Here is a 15317-nt window from a genome sequence, read left to right as displayed (position 1 = left end):
CGGCTTTGTGGAGGGCCTGGCTTACATGCGGAATACGCCGAACTTGGTTTCGGGAATCGGCTGGTTCAGCGTGGCTGACAAGCCCAGCGCCAGCACACGCCGTGTATCCGCCGGGTCAATCACACCGTCGTCCCACAGCCGTGCGCTTGAATAGTAGGGATGCGACTGGTGGCCGAACTGGTCCAGCACCGGCTGCTTGAAGGCGGCCTCCTCCTCGGCGCTCCAGCTGCCGCCCTTGGCTTCAATCGCGTCGCGCTTGACAGTCGCCAGCACACCGGCCGCCTGCTCGCCGCCCATCACGCAGATGCGCGCATTCGGCCACATCCACAAAAAGCGCGGCGAATAAGCCCGGCCGCACATGCCGTAATTGCCCGCGCCGTAGCTGCCGCCGATGATGATGGTGAACTTGGGCACCTGGGCCGTGGCCACGGCCATCACCATCTTGGCGCCGTGGCGCGCAATGCCCTCGGCCTCGTATTTTTTGCCCACCATAAAACCCGTGATGTTCTGCAAGAACACCAGCGGGATCTTGCGCTGGCAGCACAGCTCGATGAAATGCGCGCCCTTTTGCGCCGATTCGCTGAACAAAATGCCGTTGTTGGCGATGATGCCCACCGGCATGCCCTCGACATGCGCAAAACCGCAAACCAGGGTGGCGCCGTAACGCGCCTTGAACTCGGCAAACTCGCTGCCGTCCACAATGCGCGCAATGATTTCGCGCACGTCGTAAGGCTTGCGCGTGTCGGTCGGGATCACGCCATAGAGTTCTTCGGCCGGGTACAGCGGCGGCACCGGCGTGCGCAGCACCTGCCCGGGTTGCTTTTGCCGGTTCAGGTTGGCCACGGCGCGGCGCGCCAGCGCCAGTGCATGCGGGTCGTTTTGCGCCAGGTGGTCGGCCACGCCCGAAAGCCGGGTGTGCACATCACCGCCGCCCAGGTCTTCGGCGCTGACAATCTCGCCAATTGCGGCCTTCACCAGCGGCGGGCCGCCCAGAAAGATGGTGCCCTGGTTCTTGACGATGATGGTCTCGTCGCTCATGGCCGGCACATAAGCGCCACCGGCCGTGCAGCTGCCCATCACGACGGCGATCTGCGCAATGCCCTGGGCGCTCATATTCGCCTGGTTAAAAAAGATGCGGCCGAAATGGTCGCGGTCCGGAAACACCTCGTCCTGGTTGGGCAGGTTGGCGCCGCCCGAATCGACCAAGTAGACACAAGGCAGGTTGTTCTGCTGGGCGATCTCCTGCGCGCGCAGATGCTTTTTGACCGTCATCGGGTAATAGGTGCCGCCCTTCACGGTGGCGTCATTGCACACAATCATGCAGTCCACACCGCTGATGCGGCCTATGCCGGCGATCACGCCCGCGCAAGGCGCGCTGTCGGTGCCGTCGCGATCCGGGTACATGGCAAACGCGGCCAGCGGCGAAAGCTCGAGGAAAGGCGTGCCCGGGTCCAGCAGCATCTGCACCCGGTCGCGCGGCAGCAGCTTGCCGCGTGAGGTGTGGCGCGCACGGGCCACATCGCCGCCACCCTGGGCGGCCTTGGCGACTTTGGCCGTCAGGTCGTCGACCAGCGCGCGCATGGCGGCGGCATTGGCCTGGAAGTCGGCGGAACGGGCGTTGAGCTGGGTCTCAAGAGCGGACATGGATTTTTTCCTGATGGGGGCGCTGAAAAGGCATGAAGAAGGCGCAGGGCTCCCACCTTAGCGCCAAACAGCCAGCTTAGCGAAAACCCGCCCCCGGCAGGCCGCCAACAAGGTTGCAAATCCTGCCAACGGCACCGAGAATCAACCCATGCCCTCCCGCAGCCCCGCCAGCCCGCCCATCGCCGCCACGCCCATGGCCTTTGCCAGAAGCATTACAGCGGCCTACAAGCGCTACAGTCAAAGCCCCGAGCAAGCCCTGAAACTGGCACAGATCACGCCAAACCAGCTCAAACAGGCCAACGCCCACATCACGGCCCGCCAGATGGAAGTCCTCTCCGGCGCCGCCATGCAGGAACTGGACGACGAAGGCCTGGGCGCCTTCGGCCGCAAACTGCCCTGGGGCAGCTACGGCATGCTGGCCCGCGCATCGATCAGCTCGCCGAATCTGGGCATAGCCCTCAAACGCTGGTGCCGCCACCACGCGCTGATCACCGACGACATCATTCTTCGCCTGACGACCAGCGGCGACACAGCCGCGATCACGGTCGAAGAGAAGGTGCCCGGCCAGGTGGGCGAATTCGGCATCGTCCATGTGCTGCGCAATATCCACGGCCTGGCCTGCTGGTATGTGGATTCGCGCATTCCCCTGCAGGGCGCACGCTTCCCGTTTGAGGCGCCGGCCCATGTGGAGGCTTACGCACTGATGTTCCCCGGCCCCGGCCTGCAGTTCAAGGCCGCGCAGGCTGAGATTAAATTTGACGCGCGTTACCTGGCCTTGCCTTTACGCCGTGATGAAAAAGCCTTGCAGCAGATGCTGCAGCGGGCCTTGCCGCTGACGGTGCTGCAGTACCGGCGGGATCGTTTGCTCGTGGAGCAGGTGCGGCAGGCGCTTGCCAACCCGGCAGCAGGCGCCTCACATACCGCGGAAACCCTGGCCGCAGCTTTGAACATGTCACCACGCTCTTTACATCGCCAGCTTCAGGAGGAAGGGGCTTCGCTGCAGCAGCTCAAGGATGAGGTGCGGTTTGAAAAAGCGAAAGACTTGTTGCTGCGGACGTCAAAGCCCATCAAGCAGGTGGCTGAGGCTTCGGGGTTTCGGAATGAGAAGAGTTTTACGAGGGCGTTTCGGGAATGGAGCGGCCAGTCACCCGCGGAGTTTCGGCAGGGAAACCAGCCACTGGCCTGATTTGCCCCCTTCGTGGCAGGACTTGTGACGCGTGCCACCCTAGACTGTGCGCATGATCACCCTTCACCACTGCGTCAGCGCCCGCTCGTTCCGACCCTTGTGGATGCTCGAAGAGCTGGGCGTGCCCTACACGCTGCGCATGCTGCCTTTTCCGCCGCGCGCGCTGGCCCGCGAATTCCTGGCGGACAACCCCCTGGGCACCGTGCCGCTGCTGGTGGACGGCGACACCCGCATGACCGAATCCGCAGCCATATGCCAATACCTGGCGGCACGACACAGCCCCGGCCAGCTGGACGTCCCGCTGACAGACCCAGCTTATGGCGCTTACCTGAACTGGCTGCACATGGGCGAAGCCACGCTGACCTTTCCGCAAACCCTGGTGCTGCGCTATACCCACTTCGAACCCGAGGAACGCAAACAGCCCCAGGTCGCGCAAGACTACAGCCGCTGGTTCCTCGCCCGGCTGAAAGCCATGGACGCCGCCCTGCAGCAACAACAGGAGTTTCTCTGCGCCGGCCGCTTCACCGCAGCCGACGTGTCTGTCCACTACGCCCTCATGCTGGCCGGTCACCTTGGCCTGGCAACGCAATTCCCCGACGCCGTGCGTCGTTACCGCCAGCAGCTGGAGCAACGCCCGGCATTCCAGCGTGCCCTGCGGGCGCAACACCAGGCCGCGCTGGACCAGGGCATCCCCACTACGCCGGCACCGGACATGCGGCCGGGCAATGTCTAAACCCTCACCCGCCCAAGCATGAACGGCAACACCACACGCTCCACCGCACGCAGCAGCCTCAACTCGCCCCCAAAAAACACCTTGGCCTCCGCCGGTCCGTCCGTGTTCTGAGCCTCGATCTCAGCCGCCACCGCCTGCATAGCCTCGGGCATAGCCTTGGCCAAACGATCAAGCTCACGCTCACCGATACGCCGATTCAAGCCCAGCGCTTCGCCCGCGGCCAGCACGGCCTCTCGGTTCACTTCGCCAAAGCGCACGGCGCCGGGCAGCGGGATCATGAGCTGGACGTCCGGCCACATCGCGCGCGCCTCGGCATACGCGGGCGTGTGGTACACCGCCGTGGAGAGCATGTCGTAAGGTGGTGAGACTTCTATCCCCTGGTCGCTGACCCGGAAGGAAATGTTCTTGAGGTGGTTGTCATCGTTGCCGATGAGCAGGTTGAAGACCAGCCAGCGGTACAGGCGCAGCCTGGCTTCGGCGCGGTTGCGGCACAGCGTGATGCAGGCGGCGACGGCTTCGAGGCTGGCGGACGTGTTTTTGAACCCGCGCGATTTGTTTAGCAGCTGGCAGGCGTCGACGACATGCAAGCGCTGGGTGATGCCTTGCGCGTCCGCGGCGCGGTCAAAGCGCTCTATCAGGTAGACGGGCTCGGGCACATAACGGCGGTAGACGGCGGGCGCGCCCAGGCCCAGCCGGGTGGCCAGGCGCTGCATGGCGTATTCGTTGATGACGGAGCTGGGGTAGTCGTCGCTCAGGTGGTTGGGTTTGAGGATGTGGGTGGAGGGCTCGCCGCCCATGGGCTCAAAAAGATCGCCGTTGCGGTAGACCACCAGCAGCTTGTGCTGGGCACCGGCGACGGACATCTGCTTGGGCGCGCCGCTGCTGAGGGATTTGCGCGGCAGATCGCAGATGCGTTGACTCAGTTCTTCATCGTGCAGGGCTTTGAGGTTGCCGCGCGCGGGCGCTTGCGCATCGGGCGGCAGCAGCACCAGCGAGCCGGCGGACTCCGCTCCCAGGTATTGCAGCAGGGCAAAGGCGTCGTCACCCTGGATGCCAGCATCCTTGAGCAGGGCCTGGCGCAAGGTTTCTTCGGGCAGCAGGTTGTCGAAGTACCACTGCACGGGCCGCTGGGTGGCGCCGTCCTGGTGCAACGGGTTTGCGCGGTCCAGGGCTGGGGAAAGGTCGAAGCTGCCGGGGGCCTGCGACCATGCGGGGTCATATTCGAAACTCCAAAGGTCGTTGCCCTCACTGAGGGTGCCGACATGCTGGTCGTTGAGGTAAGCGTTGAGTGTGCGCACGGCTTAGCGCTTATTGTTATTAGTGGGGGTGGGCTTGCGCCCGGCTTTGCCCTGCAACAGCCTGAGTTCGGCACCCGAAGTGTCGGGGATGTCGACGCAAAGCTTGAGGCCCATCTCTTCCAAGACCTTGAAGACAAGGCCCATGCGGACGGTTTCCTTGCCGAGTTCCAGGTCGGAAGCGAACTGCTTGCTCACGCCGACCGTGGCAGCCATGTCGTCGAGGCGGACTCTGCTGCTGCGGCGCACCGCCCTAAGCGCAAGGCCAAGTTCGGCGACGGAGTGGATAGGTATTTGCATAAAAATCCTGTGATTGCAGGATTTTTATCGGAAAACCGATATTTGGTCAATAAAATCCTGGGATCACAGGATTTTTATCGGAAAACCGATATTTAATCAACAAAATCCTGGGATCACAGGATTTTGAACTCAAACCAGGGCCTCCGCAGCCTTGACCCCCACCCCAATTCCATCCAAAGCTCCGGCCAGATTCGCCACAGTCCGGTCCACGTTGTGCCACTTCTCCAGCCCAAACAGCCCCACACGAAAGGTCTTGAAGTCAGGCCCTTCATCGCATTGCAGCGGCACGCCGGCGGCGGTTTGCAGGCCTTCGTTTAAAAACTTCTTGCCTGACTGGATGTCGGGGTCGGTGGTGTAGCTGACCACCACGCCCGGGGCCTTGAAGCCCTCGGCCGCCACGCTGGGCAGGCCGCGGCTTTCGAACAGCTGGCGCACCTTGCTGCCCAGTTCCTCTTGTTCGGCCTTCACTTTGGCAAAGCCGTAGTCTTGCGTCTCTTTCATGGTGGCGCGCAGGCGTGTGAGGGCGTCTGTCGGTAGCGTTGCGTGGTAGGCGTGGCCGCCTTTTTCGTAGGTTTCCATGATTTGCAGCCACTTTTTCAAGTCGCAGGCAAAGCTGGAGCTTGTGGTGGTTTCTATCGCGGTGCGTGCGCGTTCGCTGAGCATGACCATGGCGCAGCACGGTGAGCTGCTCCAGCCTTTTTGTGGGGCTGATATCAGGATGTCTACGCCCGTGGCTTTCATGTCCACCCACATGGCGCCGGAGGCAATGCAGTCGAGCACAAACAGGCCGCCGACGGCATGCACGGCGGCGGCGACGGACTGGATGTAGCTGTCGGGCAGCATCATGCCGGAGGCGGTCTCCACGTGCGGGGCAAAGACCAGGGCGGGCTTTTCCTTGGCGATGGCGGCGACGACGTCGGCCACCGGCGCGGGAATCCACGGCGCCTGGGCGCCTGCCGCTGTCTTGCGGGCCTTGAGCACGGTGTGCGAGGCGGGGATGTTGCCCATTTCAAAAATCTGCGTCCAGCGGTAGCTGAACCAGCCGTTGCGGATCACCATGACATGTTTGCCGGCGGCGAACTGGCGGGCCACCGCTTCCATACCGTAGGTGCCGCTGCCGGGTACCAGCGCGACCGAGTGCGCGTGGTAGACCTCTTTGAGGATGGCCGAGATGTCGCCCATCACGCCCTGGAAGCTGCGCGACATGTGATTGAGCGCGCGGTCGGTGTAGACGACGGAGAATTCCAGCAAACCGTCTGGGTCTACGTTAGGCAGAAGTCCGGGCATGTTTGTCTCGCAATCTTTTGTTGAAAAGTCGGGGAGCCAGCTTAGCAGGATGGCGCTTTTTGACAATCGGGGAGGGTTTTGGCGCTTGAGGCCCACCGTCTTGCGATCGGAACCTGAAGAAGGCTCCCCTTGCAGGGTTAAGCTGGCCCAAAACCGTAACCCAGCCCCCCCCCCTCTATGAGCATCGACATTCACGCATTCCTGGGCAACGACCTGCTTGGTCTCGAGGCCCGACTGGTTCGAGGATTCAGCGAGGCGGGATTTCGCATTGAGATCCATCCGGAAAACCGCTTGCTGGAAATGAACGCCCTGGGCACCTTGTATGTGGCCATTCATGAGGCGCCTGCTTTCCTCGAACGCATCCTGCCGGGCCAGGCACTGCTGGTGGGATTCGGATACGTGCCGGTGGCTGCCGACCCCAAGGCAGCCCAAGGCGCGGCCTCGCTGCTGGCCAAAGTCGATGCCTATACCTGGGAGCTTCAAACCCGAAGCGCAAGCGGGCGGTCGCAGGCGGCCTATTTCATGCAGGCCCTGACTGCGGCGATCCTGGCGAATGAAACGAAGGGGCGCTTTTTTATCGCCGGCGACGCGGCCGCGACAACTGGCAAAGCAGGCCTCGCCAGAATCTTGCGCGAACTTCACAGCCTGGAACAGTCCCGTGACGAGGTGCGGGAAATCGTTCGCAACATAGAAGCCGCAAACACGCCGGAAGACGCGCATTTTGCGGCCGGACTGGAACGCGCAATGGGCAGTGCTTTTGACGAAGGCGCATATCCGTTCACGGCCTGGCCGCCTCTTGACGCCAATGCGCCTTACAGCTGGCCGGCGCCTATCACTTCACCAAGCCAAGCCAGCCGGCCTGTTCCGCCATGGCGCAAGAGAACAAAAATGACGGTGAGCAAGGTCCTGTACTGGACGTTTGCCTGGGGCCTTGTGGCGGCCTTCACCGTGATTACGCTGGTTTATTCATAGCGGGCAACCATGCTGCGGATCGGAGCCGATCCGGGGCTTGTCTGCCTGGAGGGCGGCCTTGAAGGGGTTGCCCGTGGGGTCATGGGTGTTTTCTTGTCGCGTTGGACCGCGTGCGCCGTAGCTCATGCACGTTAACCCTGGCCCCGCGGGCGCCCCGGCTCAGCGTTCAGGCCGCCTTGCCGGTGTACTGCTCAAAAAAACCAATGGGGTGCATGTCTATGCGCCAGCCCACGGTTTCGCCCAGCGTGGCGGCCGGGTGGATGGAGGCCAGGCGCACGGCTTCGTCGCGGCTGTCGGCCTCGATGATGAAGAAGCCGCCCACCAGTTCCTTGATTTCGGTGAAGGGGCCATCGGTGACTTTGGGCTTGCCGCCGCGCGGCTGGATGCGAATGGTCTGCCCGGGCTCGCCCAGCGAGGCGCTGAGGCGCAGCTGGCCGGTGGCCTTGAGTTCCTTGTCCTTGGGCGGGCACTGGCTGACCAGGGCCTGCACGTCGGCGGGCGCCATGGCGGCGAAGTCGGCGGGGTTGTAATAGGCGAGGCAGAGGTATTTCATGGTGTTTCCTTCGAAAAGTGGTTGATGACACCTTTACGACGAACGGGGCAGGCCGGAATCGACATGCCGGCCGGGAAAAATTTCAGCTTAACAAGGCCGCCAGGTCCGCCATGTCGGTAAACACCTGGGATGCGCCGCTGGCTTTGAGGGCATTCGGGGCGTCATGCCCCATTTCAGACGGGCTGTAGCCAAATACCGTGCAGCCGGCCGCCACGCCGGCGGTGACGCCGGTGACGGTGTCTTCAACCACGGCGCAGCGTTTGGGGTCCACGCCCAGGGCCGCGGCGGCGGCCAGGTAGACGTCGGGAAAGGGTTTGGAGCGCGGCAGCTCGTGGCCGCTGAAGATGCGGCCCTTGAAGAAGGGCATCAAGCCGCATTTTTCGAGCTGCAGCTCGACCTTGAAGCGGTCGGCGCCCGAGGCGCAGGCGATGCGGCCGCCGTACAGCGCATGGACCTTGGCGATGGCGTCGACGGCGCCGGCAATCGCCTTGAGGTCACGCATCAGGCCCTGGTTGCGGCGCTCGCGGAACTGGACCATCCACTCTTCGGTCAAGGGGCTGCCGGTGTTGGCGGCGATCAGCGCGGCTTCGTCCTTGACGGCCTTGCCGACAAAAATGCGCATGCATTCGGCGGGACTGAGCTTCCAGCCGCGCTCTTCGAGCATGTCGCGCAGCACGCCGTTGGTAATGGGTTCGCTGTCGACCAGCACGCCGTCACAGTCGAATAACACCGCGTCGAATTTCACCGGGAGCCTTTCTGTTTTGTTGCTTCACGCCACGGCGGCCGGGCTTCTACTTCTAGAGCGCGTCGCCGTCCACATAGTACCAACGGCCGGCTTCACGCACGAAGCGGCTGCGCTCATGCAGTCGCACGGCCGGGCTGCCCGGGCTTTTCTGGCGCGCGACAAATTCGACTTCGGCGTGCGTGGCGTCGAGCTGGCGGTGGCTGCGCACTTCCAGGCCCAGCCATTTGGCGCCGGGATCGAAATCAATCGTTGTCGGCCTGTGGCTGGCGTGCCAGGTGGCGAGCAGGTAGTAGTCGCGCTCGGCCACAAAGGCGGTGTAGCGCGAGCGCATCAGCGACTCGGCGTCGGGTGCGGGGGCGGTGTCAAAGTGGTCGAGGTAGCGGCCGCAGCACTGGGCATAGGCCAGGGGCCGCTTGCTAGCCTGGCGGCCGCAGGGGCAGGCTTGGGAAGCTGCGGGCTGGGGCATCTGCGCCATCAGCCCTTTTTGGCCTTGCGTTCTTCCAGTGTCTCCGTGGGCGCGCCTTGTTTGACCCATTCGGCATAACCGCCGTCTATGTGGGCGACATTGCGCATGCCCATGTCCTGCAGGGTTTTGGTGGCCAGGGCGCTACGCCAGCCCGCGCCGCAGAATAGGATGAACTCCTTGCCCTCGTCGGCAAACAGGGGCTTGTGATAAGGCGAGGCCGGGTCCACCCAGAACTCGAGCATGCCGCGCGGCGCGTGGTAGCTGCCGACGACGGTGCCGGCGCTGAGTTCACGCACGTCGCGGATGTCGACGATTTGCACCTTCGGGTCGTTCAGGCGCGCCTTGACTTCGTCGACGCTGTAAGTCTTGACCTGGGCCATGGCCTCGTCGACCAGGGCGCGGAATCCTTTGGTGATGGGCATTTGCTGTCTCCTCAGGCCAGGGCTCTTTGAATGATGATCTTCTGCACGTCGGAGGTGCCTTCGTAGATCTGGCACACGCGCACGTCGCGGTAAATGCGTTCGACCGGGAAGTCGTTCACATAGCCATAACCGCCCAGGGTCTGGATCGCCACGCTGCAGACCTGTTCGGCCATTTCGCTGGCAAACAGCTTGGCCATGGCGGCTTCTTTCAGGCAGGGCAGGCCGGCGTCGCGCAGGCTGGCGGCGTGCCAGATCAGCTGGCGCGCGGCTTCGATCTTGGTGGCGCATTCGGCCAGGCGAAAGCCCACGGCCTGGTGGTTGAAGATGGCGGTGCCAAAGCTTTGGCGCTCTTTCGCATAGTCGAGGGCGAATTCAAACGCGCTGCGCGCCATGCCCACGCTTTGCGCGGCGATGCCTATGCGGCCGCCCTCGAGCGCGCCCAGGGCGATCTTGTAGCCCTCGCCTTCGCTGCCAATCAGGTTCTCGGCCGGGATGCGGCAGTTGTCAAAATTGATTTGCGCGGTGTCGCTGGAATGCTGGCCCAGCTTGTCTTCCAGGCGCGCGACCACATAACCGGGCGCGCTGGTGGGCACGATGAAGGCGCTCATGCCTTTTTTGCCGGCGCCCTTGTCGGTCACGGCAATGACGATGGCGGCGTGGCCGTTCTTGCCGCTGGTGATGAACTGCTTGACACCGTTGAGCACGTATTCATCGCCCTGCTTGACGGCCGTGGTGCGCAGCGACGATGCGTCGCTGCCGACATGCGGCTCGGTCAGGCAGAAGACGCCCAGCATCTCGCCTTGCGCCAGCTTTGTCAGCCACTGCTTTTTCTGCTGGGCATTGCCGTAGCGCATCAGGATGGCGTTGACGGGGCAGTTGGTGACGCTGATGGCGGTGCTGGTGCCGCCGTCGCCGGCGGCGATTTCTTCCAGTACCAGGGCCAGCGTGAGGTAGTCCAGGTTGGCGCCGCCAAACTCTTCAGGCACGCAGATGCCGTAGGCGCCCAGCGCGGCCAGGCCTTTGTGGGCTTCGACGGGGAAGTGGTGCTCCTTGTCCCAGCGCGCGGCATGGGGCCAGAGTTCTTCTTTCGCGAACGCGCGGACCGCGTCGCGGATCATTTCCTGGTCCTGGTTGAGCAACATGCTGTGCCTTGCGATGAATGTGGAAAAACGAAAGCCGTGAAAGGCTTACCAGGCGCCGAAGCGGCGGCCGTCGTAATCAAGAAAAGCGCCCTTGTGCGCGGGCTTGAGCCCGGCCAGCGTGGCGCGCATGGCAGTCACGCTTTGCACCGTGGTGAGCGGCGCACCGCTGCCGCCCATGTCAGTCTGCACCCAGCCCGGTGACAGGGCGACCATGATGGCCTTGGGGTAGTCGTGCTGGGCCGAGGCGACCACCATATTGAGGGCAGCCTTGCTGGCGCGGTAGACCCAGCCGCGGCTGTTTTCCACGCCGTCTATTTTGGCCATGGCGCTGCTGATAAAGGCAAAGCGCCCACCGCCGCCGCGCACCGCCTCGACCAGGGGCGCGACCTGCGGAATCGCCTGCATGGCGCCCAGCACATTGGTGTGCATGGCGTTGTCAAAGGCCTCGCGTGTGGGCGGCGTCAGCGCGTCGCCGTGCGGGAAGACGCCGGCCACATAGAGGGCGATGTCGATTTCCTCGCCGTCGAGCAGCCAGGCCAGGCCGCTGATGCTGGCGGGCTGGGCCACGTCCAGGCGCAAGGCCTTGGCGCCCAGGCCCTTGAGGCGCTGCAGGCCTTCGTCGTCGCGCGCGGTGGCAATGACCTGCGCGCCTTCGGCCAGGTACTGGCGGGCGAATTCAAGCCCTATGCCGCGCGATGCGCCTATGACGAGGACCTTCATCGTGGTTCAGACCAACTCGAGGGCCAGCGCCGTGCCTTCGCCGCCGCCTATGCACAGCGTGGCGATGCCTTTTTTCAGGCCGCGCGCCTTGAGCGCATGGATCAGCGTGACGATGATGCGGGCGCCCGATGCGCCAATCGGGTGGCCCAGCGCGCAGGCGCCGCCGTTGACGTTGACGATGTCGTGGCTGATGCCGAGTTCCTTCATCGCGGCCATGGGCACGACGGCAAAGGCTTCGTTGACTTCCCAGAGGTCCACGTCCTTGACGCTCCAGCCTATCTTCTTGAGCAGCTTGTTGACGGCGCCCACCGGTGCGGTGGTGAACCACTCAGGCTGCTGCGCGAAGGTGGCGTGGCCGACGATGCGGGCGATGGGCTTGGCGCCCAGTTCCTTGGCGGTCGATTCCCGGGCCAGCACCAGGGCGGCGGCGCCGTCGTTGATGGAGGAGCTGGAGGCGGCGGTGATGGTGCCGTCCTTCTTGAAAGCGGGCTTGAGCGTGGGAATCTTGTCGAGCTTGACCTTGCCCGGGCCTTCATCGATGGAGATCACCGTGTCGCCACTGCGGCCCTTGACGGTAACGGGGGTGATTTCGGCCTTGAAGGCGCCGGACTCGGTGGCGGCCTTGGCGCGGTTGACGCTGGCGGTGGCAAAGGCGTCCTGCGCTTCGCGGGTGAACTGGTATTTCTCGGCGCACTGCTCGCCGAAAGTGCCCATGGCGCGGCCGGGTTCGTAGGCGTCTTCGAGGCCGTCCAGCATCATGTGGTCATAGATGCGGTCGTGGCCGATACGGATGCCGCTGCGGCCCTTGAGCAGCAAATGCGGCGCGTTGGTCATGCTTTCCATGCCGCCGGAGACCATGACGTCGCGGCTGCCGGCCACCAGCTGGTCGTGGGCCAGCATGGTGGCTTCCATGCCGGAGCCGCACATCTTGGAGAGCGTGACCGCGCCCACGCTGGCGGGCAGGCCGCCCTTGAAGCCGGCCTGGCGCGCCGGGGCCTGGCCCTGGCCGGCCATCAAGCAGTTGCCGAACAGCACTTCGTCGACCTTCTCCGACGCGATGCCGGCGCGTTCAATGGCGGCCTTGATGGCGGCGCCGCCCAGGTCGTGGGCCGAGAGGCTGGTGAAGTCGCCCTGGAAGCCGCCCATGGGGGTGCGGGCTGCGCCGAGGATGACGATGGAATCTTGGTTGGAGCTGGACATGGTCGTGTTTCCTTTCAGTTGATTCAGCTTAGTTGGCGGGCCGGGGCATTTTTGCCTCCAGCGCCTTGACGAAATTCGGGTCGATATCGGCTCGTTTCGGAGTGGCCTCGGCGAGCTTCAGGTGCGTCCAGGCCATACGGTAATTGCCGCTGGTGTACTCGGCGATGGCCCAGTTTTGCAGGTTGAGCGTGTGGCCCGGTGCTTTTTTGTAGATGGCCTCATAACGCCTGACAGCCTCGGCCATCATGGTGGGGTTGCTCACCACGCCTGCCGCAATACCGATGGTTTTGGCGTAATCAACGGCAAGATCGATGTCGTCGGGCGCCAGCTTTTCGGCTTCCGCAAACAGGCTCAATGAAGCGAGAAGGCCCTGGTCACTGTAAGAAGACACTGCGGCCATTCCCCATAGCGAGGGCACGCTCTTCGGGTCAATCAACCAGGCCTGGTTGAAGCGGCGCATGGCATCTGCCAGATTGCCCTGGCGCAGCAACTGCCAGCCCCGATCCGAGACCTCTTTCGCCGCCTTTGGCCTGTCACCCGGGTAGCGGGCGTCAACCTGGCTCAGGAATTCGGCGTCTGCCGCTTTTTGCTGTTCGCTCTTTTGTCCATTGCCGTATTTGGGTAACAGCGAGATGTCCTGCGAGAAAGCGAAACCGCAGAAAAAGGCCAGCGCCGCAAAAAGCGCCCAAGCCCTGATGAGTGGAGTTGATATCGTCATGTCTTTCTTGCCTCGCTGTTTGTTCCGGTCACTGTTGGACTGGTTCAGGGCGTCAGGCCGCTGAGGCCTGTGAGAGCCGGTTCGGGCGGCAGCTGGGTCAGCACTTCGTCGTGGGCCTCGCCCGGGCTGTGCAGCGCGATAAAACGCTTTTCGCGCTCGTAAGGGAAAACATCGTGCACATGGCCGGCCTGGATGCGGGCCTGGTGTTTTTGCCAGAACTCGGCATCCAGCAGGTTGGCGTGGTGCTTCATGAAGACCTCGCGCACCGCGTCGTTGCCGAGCAAAAAGGGCTCAAAGGTTTCGGGGAACACGTCCTTGGGCCCGACGGAGTACCAGACCTCGCCGCTCATTTCGTCTTCGTCGTTGCGGGCGGCGGGCACCTTGCGGAAGTTGCAGTCGGTGATGTATTCGATCTCGTCGTAGTCGTAGAACACGACCTTGCCGTGGCGCGTGATGCCGAAGTTCTTCCAGAGCATGTCGCCGGGGAAGATGTTGGCGGCCACCAGGTCCTTGATGGCGTTGCCGTACTCGACGACGGCGCGCTCTATCTGGTCCTTGGCGGCGGGCTCGGTGACGCCGGCGTCGAAGGCTTCCTGCAGGTAGATGTTGAGCGGGATCATGCGGCGCTCGATGTAGACGTGCTTGATGATGACCTCGGTCTGGCCGTCGCCGTCGCGGTCGCTGATCTCGAGCTGGCTGGGCGCGAATTTTTCGATCTCGGCGATCAGTTCGTCGTCGAAGCGGTCGCGCGGGAAGGCGACCTCGCTGTATTCCTGGGTGTCGGCCATGCGGCCCACGCGGTCGTGCTGCTTGACCAGCAGGTACTTGCCCTTGATCTGCTCGCGCGTGGTGTCTTTCTGCGGCGGGTAGTAGTCCTTGATGACCTTGAAGACATAGGGAAAGGACGGCAGGTCGAACACCAGCATGACCATGCCCTTGATGCCGGGCGCGATGCGGAACTTGTCGGTGGAATGCCGCAGGTGGTACAAAAAGTCGCGGTAGAACAGCGTCTTGCCCTGCTTGGCCAGGCCCAGCGCGTTGTAGATTTCGGCGCGCGGCATGTGCGGCATCATGCTGCGCAAAAACTGCACATAGGCCGAGGGAATGCCCATGTCGACCATGAAGTAGGCGCGCGCAAAACTGAAGAGGATCAGCAAATCGTCTTCGCCGAACAGCGCGGCGTCAATCACCAGCTTGCCGGCCTTGTTGTGCAGCACCGGCAGCGCGAAGGGCACTTCGTTAAAACCGTTGATGATCTTGCCGACGACGTAAGCGCCCTTGTTGCGAAAGAACAGGCTGGTCAGGACCTGGATCTGGAAGTTGGCGCGCAGCTTGACGTCGGCGAAGCGCTCGCTGATGGCCTCGAGCACATAACCGGCGTCGCGCTCCAGGTCTTCAAAGGGCAGGCGCAGGTCGAAGTCGCGCACCAGCTGCAGCAGCACGTCACGCATGTTGTCGCGCGTGGGGTAGTAGGCGCGGTAGGTGGGCTGGGCGGTGGGCTCTTCGTTTTCGATGTACTCGGTGCTGACGGCCGGGCGCACGAAGATGAAGTCGTTCTGGAAGTAGCTGCGGTGCAGTATCTTGGTGGTGACCGAGTTGAAAAAAGTCTCGGCGAGCTCGGGCTGGTGGTGGTTGACCAGCAGGCCTATGTAGTGCAGCTTGACCTGCTGCCAGACGTCCATGGGCTGCTCGCCGGCCTTGAATTCGCGCTCCAGCCGGGTGGAGGCCTCGCGCACGCGCAGGTCGTAGAACTCGATGCGCTCGCGCTGGGCGCGCTGCTGGCCGTGCCAGTCGGCCGTTTCAAAGCGGTGTTTGGCGCGCGCGGACTCGGTGCGGAACAGCTGGTAATGGCGGTTGAAGCCGTCCATCATCGCCTTGGCGATGTCGTAGGCGATGCTCGAGTCCAGGCGCTGCGGGAACATGGCGGCCGGCCT

Annotated in this window: 16 protein-coding genes; 4 read left to right on the top strand and 12 right to left on the bottom strand. The window is 63.5% G+C overall.

Features of this window, described 5'->3' with window-relative positions; genetic code table 11:
• Positions 1-21: 21 nt before the first annotated feature.
• Positions 22-1644 (bottom strand): carboxyl transferase domain-containing protein, encoded by a 1623-nt coding sequence (locus AC1DUN_RS16980; protein WP_477662438.1) that lies wholly within the window; start codon positions 1642-1644, stop codon positions 22-24.
• A gap of 148 nt (positions 1645-1792) precedes the next feature.
• On the opposite strand from AC1DUN_RS16980, the gene AC1DUN_RS16975 reads away from it, so the two are divergent.
• Together AC1DUN_RS16975 and AC1DUN_RS16970 are read left to right on the top strand one after the other, a co-directional pair.
• Complete coding sequence (locus AC1DUN_RS16975) at positions 1793-2830, top strand: AraC family transcriptional regulator (RefSeq protein WP_477714978.1); 1038 nt, start codon at positions 1793-1795, stop codon at positions 2828-2830.
• A gap of 52 nt (positions 2831-2882) precedes the next feature.
• Positions 2883-3563: a glutathione S-transferase family protein gene (locus AC1DUN_RS16970; protein WP_477714977.1), complete on the top strand. Its 681-nt coding sequence runs from the start codon at positions 2883-2885 to the stop codon at positions 3561-3563.
• Here AC1DUN_RS16970 and AC1DUN_RS16965 read toward each other — a convergent pair.
• Positions 3560-4861 (bottom strand): HipA domain-containing protein, encoded by a 1302-nt coding sequence (locus tag AC1DUN_RS16965; protein ID WP_477714976.1) that lies wholly within the window; start codon positions 4859-4861, stop codon positions 3560-3562. The genes AC1DUN_RS16970 and AC1DUN_RS16965 overlap by 4 nt on opposite strands.
• Here AC1DUN_RS16965 and AC1DUN_RS16960 point away from each other — a divergent pair.
• The gene (locus tag AC1DUN_RS16960; RefSeq protein WP_477714975.1) at positions 4826-5254 is read left to right on the top strand and encodes a hypothetical protein; all 429 of its coding nucleotides are present in this window, start codon (positions 4826-4828) and stop codon (positions 5252-5254) included. The two genes, AC1DUN_RS16965 and AC1DUN_RS16960, sit on opposite strands and share 36 nt — an antisense overlap.
• A gap of 33 nt (positions 5255-5287) precedes the next feature.
• Here AC1DUN_RS16960 and AC1DUN_RS16955 read toward each other — a convergent pair whose 3' ends face one another.
• Complete coding sequence (locus AC1DUN_RS16955) at positions 5288-6445, bottom strand: aminotransferase class V-fold PLP-dependent enzyme (protein ID WP_477714974.1); 1158 nt, start codon at positions 6443-6445, stop codon at positions 5288-5290.
• 177 nt (positions 6446-6622) lie between these two features.
• On the opposite strand from AC1DUN_RS16955, the gene AC1DUN_RS16950 reads away from it, so the two are divergent.
• The gene (locus AC1DUN_RS16950; RefSeq protein WP_477714973.1) at positions 6623-7417 is read left to right on the top strand and encodes a hypothetical protein; all 795 of its coding nucleotides are present in this window, start codon (positions 6623-6625) and stop codon (positions 7415-7417) included.
• A gap of 166 nt (positions 7418-7583) precedes the next feature.
• Here AC1DUN_RS16950 and AC1DUN_RS16945 read toward each other — a convergent pair whose 3' ends face one another.
• The 9 genes from AC1DUN_RS16945 to aceK form a co-directional block, all read right to left on the bottom strand.
• Positions 7584-7970: a YciI family protein gene (locus AC1DUN_RS16945; protein ID WP_477714972.1), complete on the bottom strand. Its 387-nt coding sequence runs from the start codon at positions 7968-7970 to the stop codon at positions 7584-7586.
• Positions 7971-8052: 82 nt separating this feature from the next.
• On the bottom strand, positions 8053-8715 hold the full coding sequence (locus AC1DUN_RS16940) for an HAD family hydrolase (protein ID WP_477714971.1): 663 nt from the start codon (positions 8713-8715) through the stop codon (positions 8053-8055).
• 52 nt (positions 8716-8767) lie between these two features.
• Entirely contained in the window at positions 8768-9190 is a 423-nt protein-coding gene (locus tag AC1DUN_RS16935) for a YchJ family protein (RefSeq protein WP_477714970.1), read from the bottom strand.
• Positions 9190-9603 carry a rhodanese-like domain-containing protein gene (locus AC1DUN_RS16930; RefSeq protein ID WP_477714969.1) on the bottom strand — a complete coding sequence of 138 codons (414 nt, stop codon included), beginning with the start codon at positions 9601-9603 and terminating at the stop codon, positions 9190-9192. The genes AC1DUN_RS16935 and AC1DUN_RS16930 overlap by 1 nt, the downstream gene beginning before the upstream one ends.
• An 11-nt stretch (positions 9604-9614) precedes the next feature.
• On the bottom strand, positions 9615-10745 hold the full coding sequence (locus AC1DUN_RS16925; RefSeq protein ID WP_477714968.1) for an acyl-CoA dehydrogenase family protein: 1131 nt from the start codon (positions 10743-10745) through the stop codon (positions 9615-9617).
• 45 nt (positions 10746-10790) lie between these two features.
• Positions 10791-11465 (bottom strand): SDR family oxidoreductase, encoded by a 675-nt coding sequence (locus AC1DUN_RS16920; protein ID WP_477714967.1) that lies wholly within the window; start codon positions 11463-11465, stop codon positions 10791-10793.
• Between the two features lie 6 nt (positions 11466-11471).
• Positions 11472-12665, bottom strand: a complete 1194-nt coding sequence (locus AC1DUN_RS16915; protein WP_477714966.1) for an acetyl-CoA C-acyltransferase — start codon at positions 12663-12665, stop codon at positions 11472-11474.
• Positions 12666-12693: 28 nt separating this feature from the next.
• A complete protein-coding gene (locus AC1DUN_RS16910; protein WP_477714965.1) occupies positions 12694-13383 on the bottom strand; it encodes a hypothetical protein in 690 nt (229 codons plus the stop codon).
• A 44-nt stretch (positions 13384-13427) separates the two neighbouring features.
• Positions 13428-15305, bottom strand: a complete 1878-nt coding sequence (aceK, locus tag AC1DUN_RS16905) for a bifunctional isocitrate dehydrogenase kinase/phosphatase (RefSeq protein ID WP_477714964.1) — start codon at positions 15303-15305, stop codon at positions 13428-13430.
• Between the last annotated feature and the right edge of the window lie 12 nt (positions 15306-15317).

It is taken from the genome of Polaromonas sp. P4_F6 (genome assembly GCF_056401275.1).
Note: the sequence above shows the minus strand (reverse complement) of the source record. Positions and strands in the feature narration are given on the sequence as shown.

Coding starts and splice junctions, on each gene's coding strand:
- AC1DUN_RS16980 (WP_477662438.1), bottom strand. CDS start 1,644: ATGTCCGCTCTTGAGACCCAGCTCAACGCCCGTTCCGCCGACTTCCAG.
- AC1DUN_RS16975 (WP_477714978.1), top strand. CDS start 1,793: ATGCCCTCCCGCAGCCCCGCCAGCCCGCCCATCGCCGCCACGCCCATG.
- AC1DUN_RS16970 (WP_477714977.1), top strand. CDS start 2,883: ATGATCACCCTTCACCACTGCGTCAGCGCCCGCTCGTTCCGACCCTTG.
- AC1DUN_RS16960 (WP_477714975.1), top strand. CDS start 4,826: ATGCTGGTCGTTGAGGTAAGCGTTGAGTGTGCGCACGGCTTAGCGCTT.
- AC1DUN_RS16955 (WP_477714974.1), bottom strand. CDS start 6,445: ATGCCCGGACTTCTGCCTAACGTAGACCCAGACGGTTTGCTGGAATTC.
- AC1DUN_RS16950 (WP_477714973.1), top strand. CDS start 6,623: ATGAGCATCGACATTCACGCATTCCTGGGCAACGACCTGCTTGGTCTC.
- AC1DUN_RS16945 (WP_477714972.1), bottom strand. CDS start 7,970: ATGAAATACCTCTGCCTCGCCTATTACAACCCCGCCGACTTCGCCGCC.
- AC1DUN_RS16935 (WP_477714970.1), bottom strand. CDS start 9,190: ATGGCGCAGATGCCCCAGCCCGCAGCTTCCCAAGCCTGCCCCTGCGGC.
- AC1DUN_RS16930 (WP_477714969.1), bottom strand. CDS start 9,603: ATGCCCATCACCAAAGGATTCCGCGCCCTGGTCGACGAGGCCATGGCC.
- AC1DUN_RS16925 (WP_477714968.1), bottom strand. CDS start 10,745: ATGTTGCTCAACCAGGACCAGGAAATGATCCGCGACGCGGTCCGCGCG.
- AC1DUN_RS16920 (WP_477714967.1), bottom strand. CDS start 11,465: ATGAAGGTCCTCGTCATAGGCGCATCGCGCGGCATAGGGCTTGAATTC.
- AC1DUN_RS16915 (WP_477714966.1), bottom strand. CDS start 12,665: ATGTCCAGCTCCAACCAAGATTCCATCGTCATCCTCGGCGCAGCCCGC.
- AC1DUN_RS16910 (WP_477714965.1), bottom strand. CDS start 13,383: ATGACGATATCAACTCCACTCATCAGGGCTTGGGCGCTTTTTGCGGCG.
- aceK (WP_477714964.1), bottom strand. CDS start 15,305: ATGTTCCCGCAGCGCCTGGACTCGAGCATCGCCTACGACATCGCCAAG.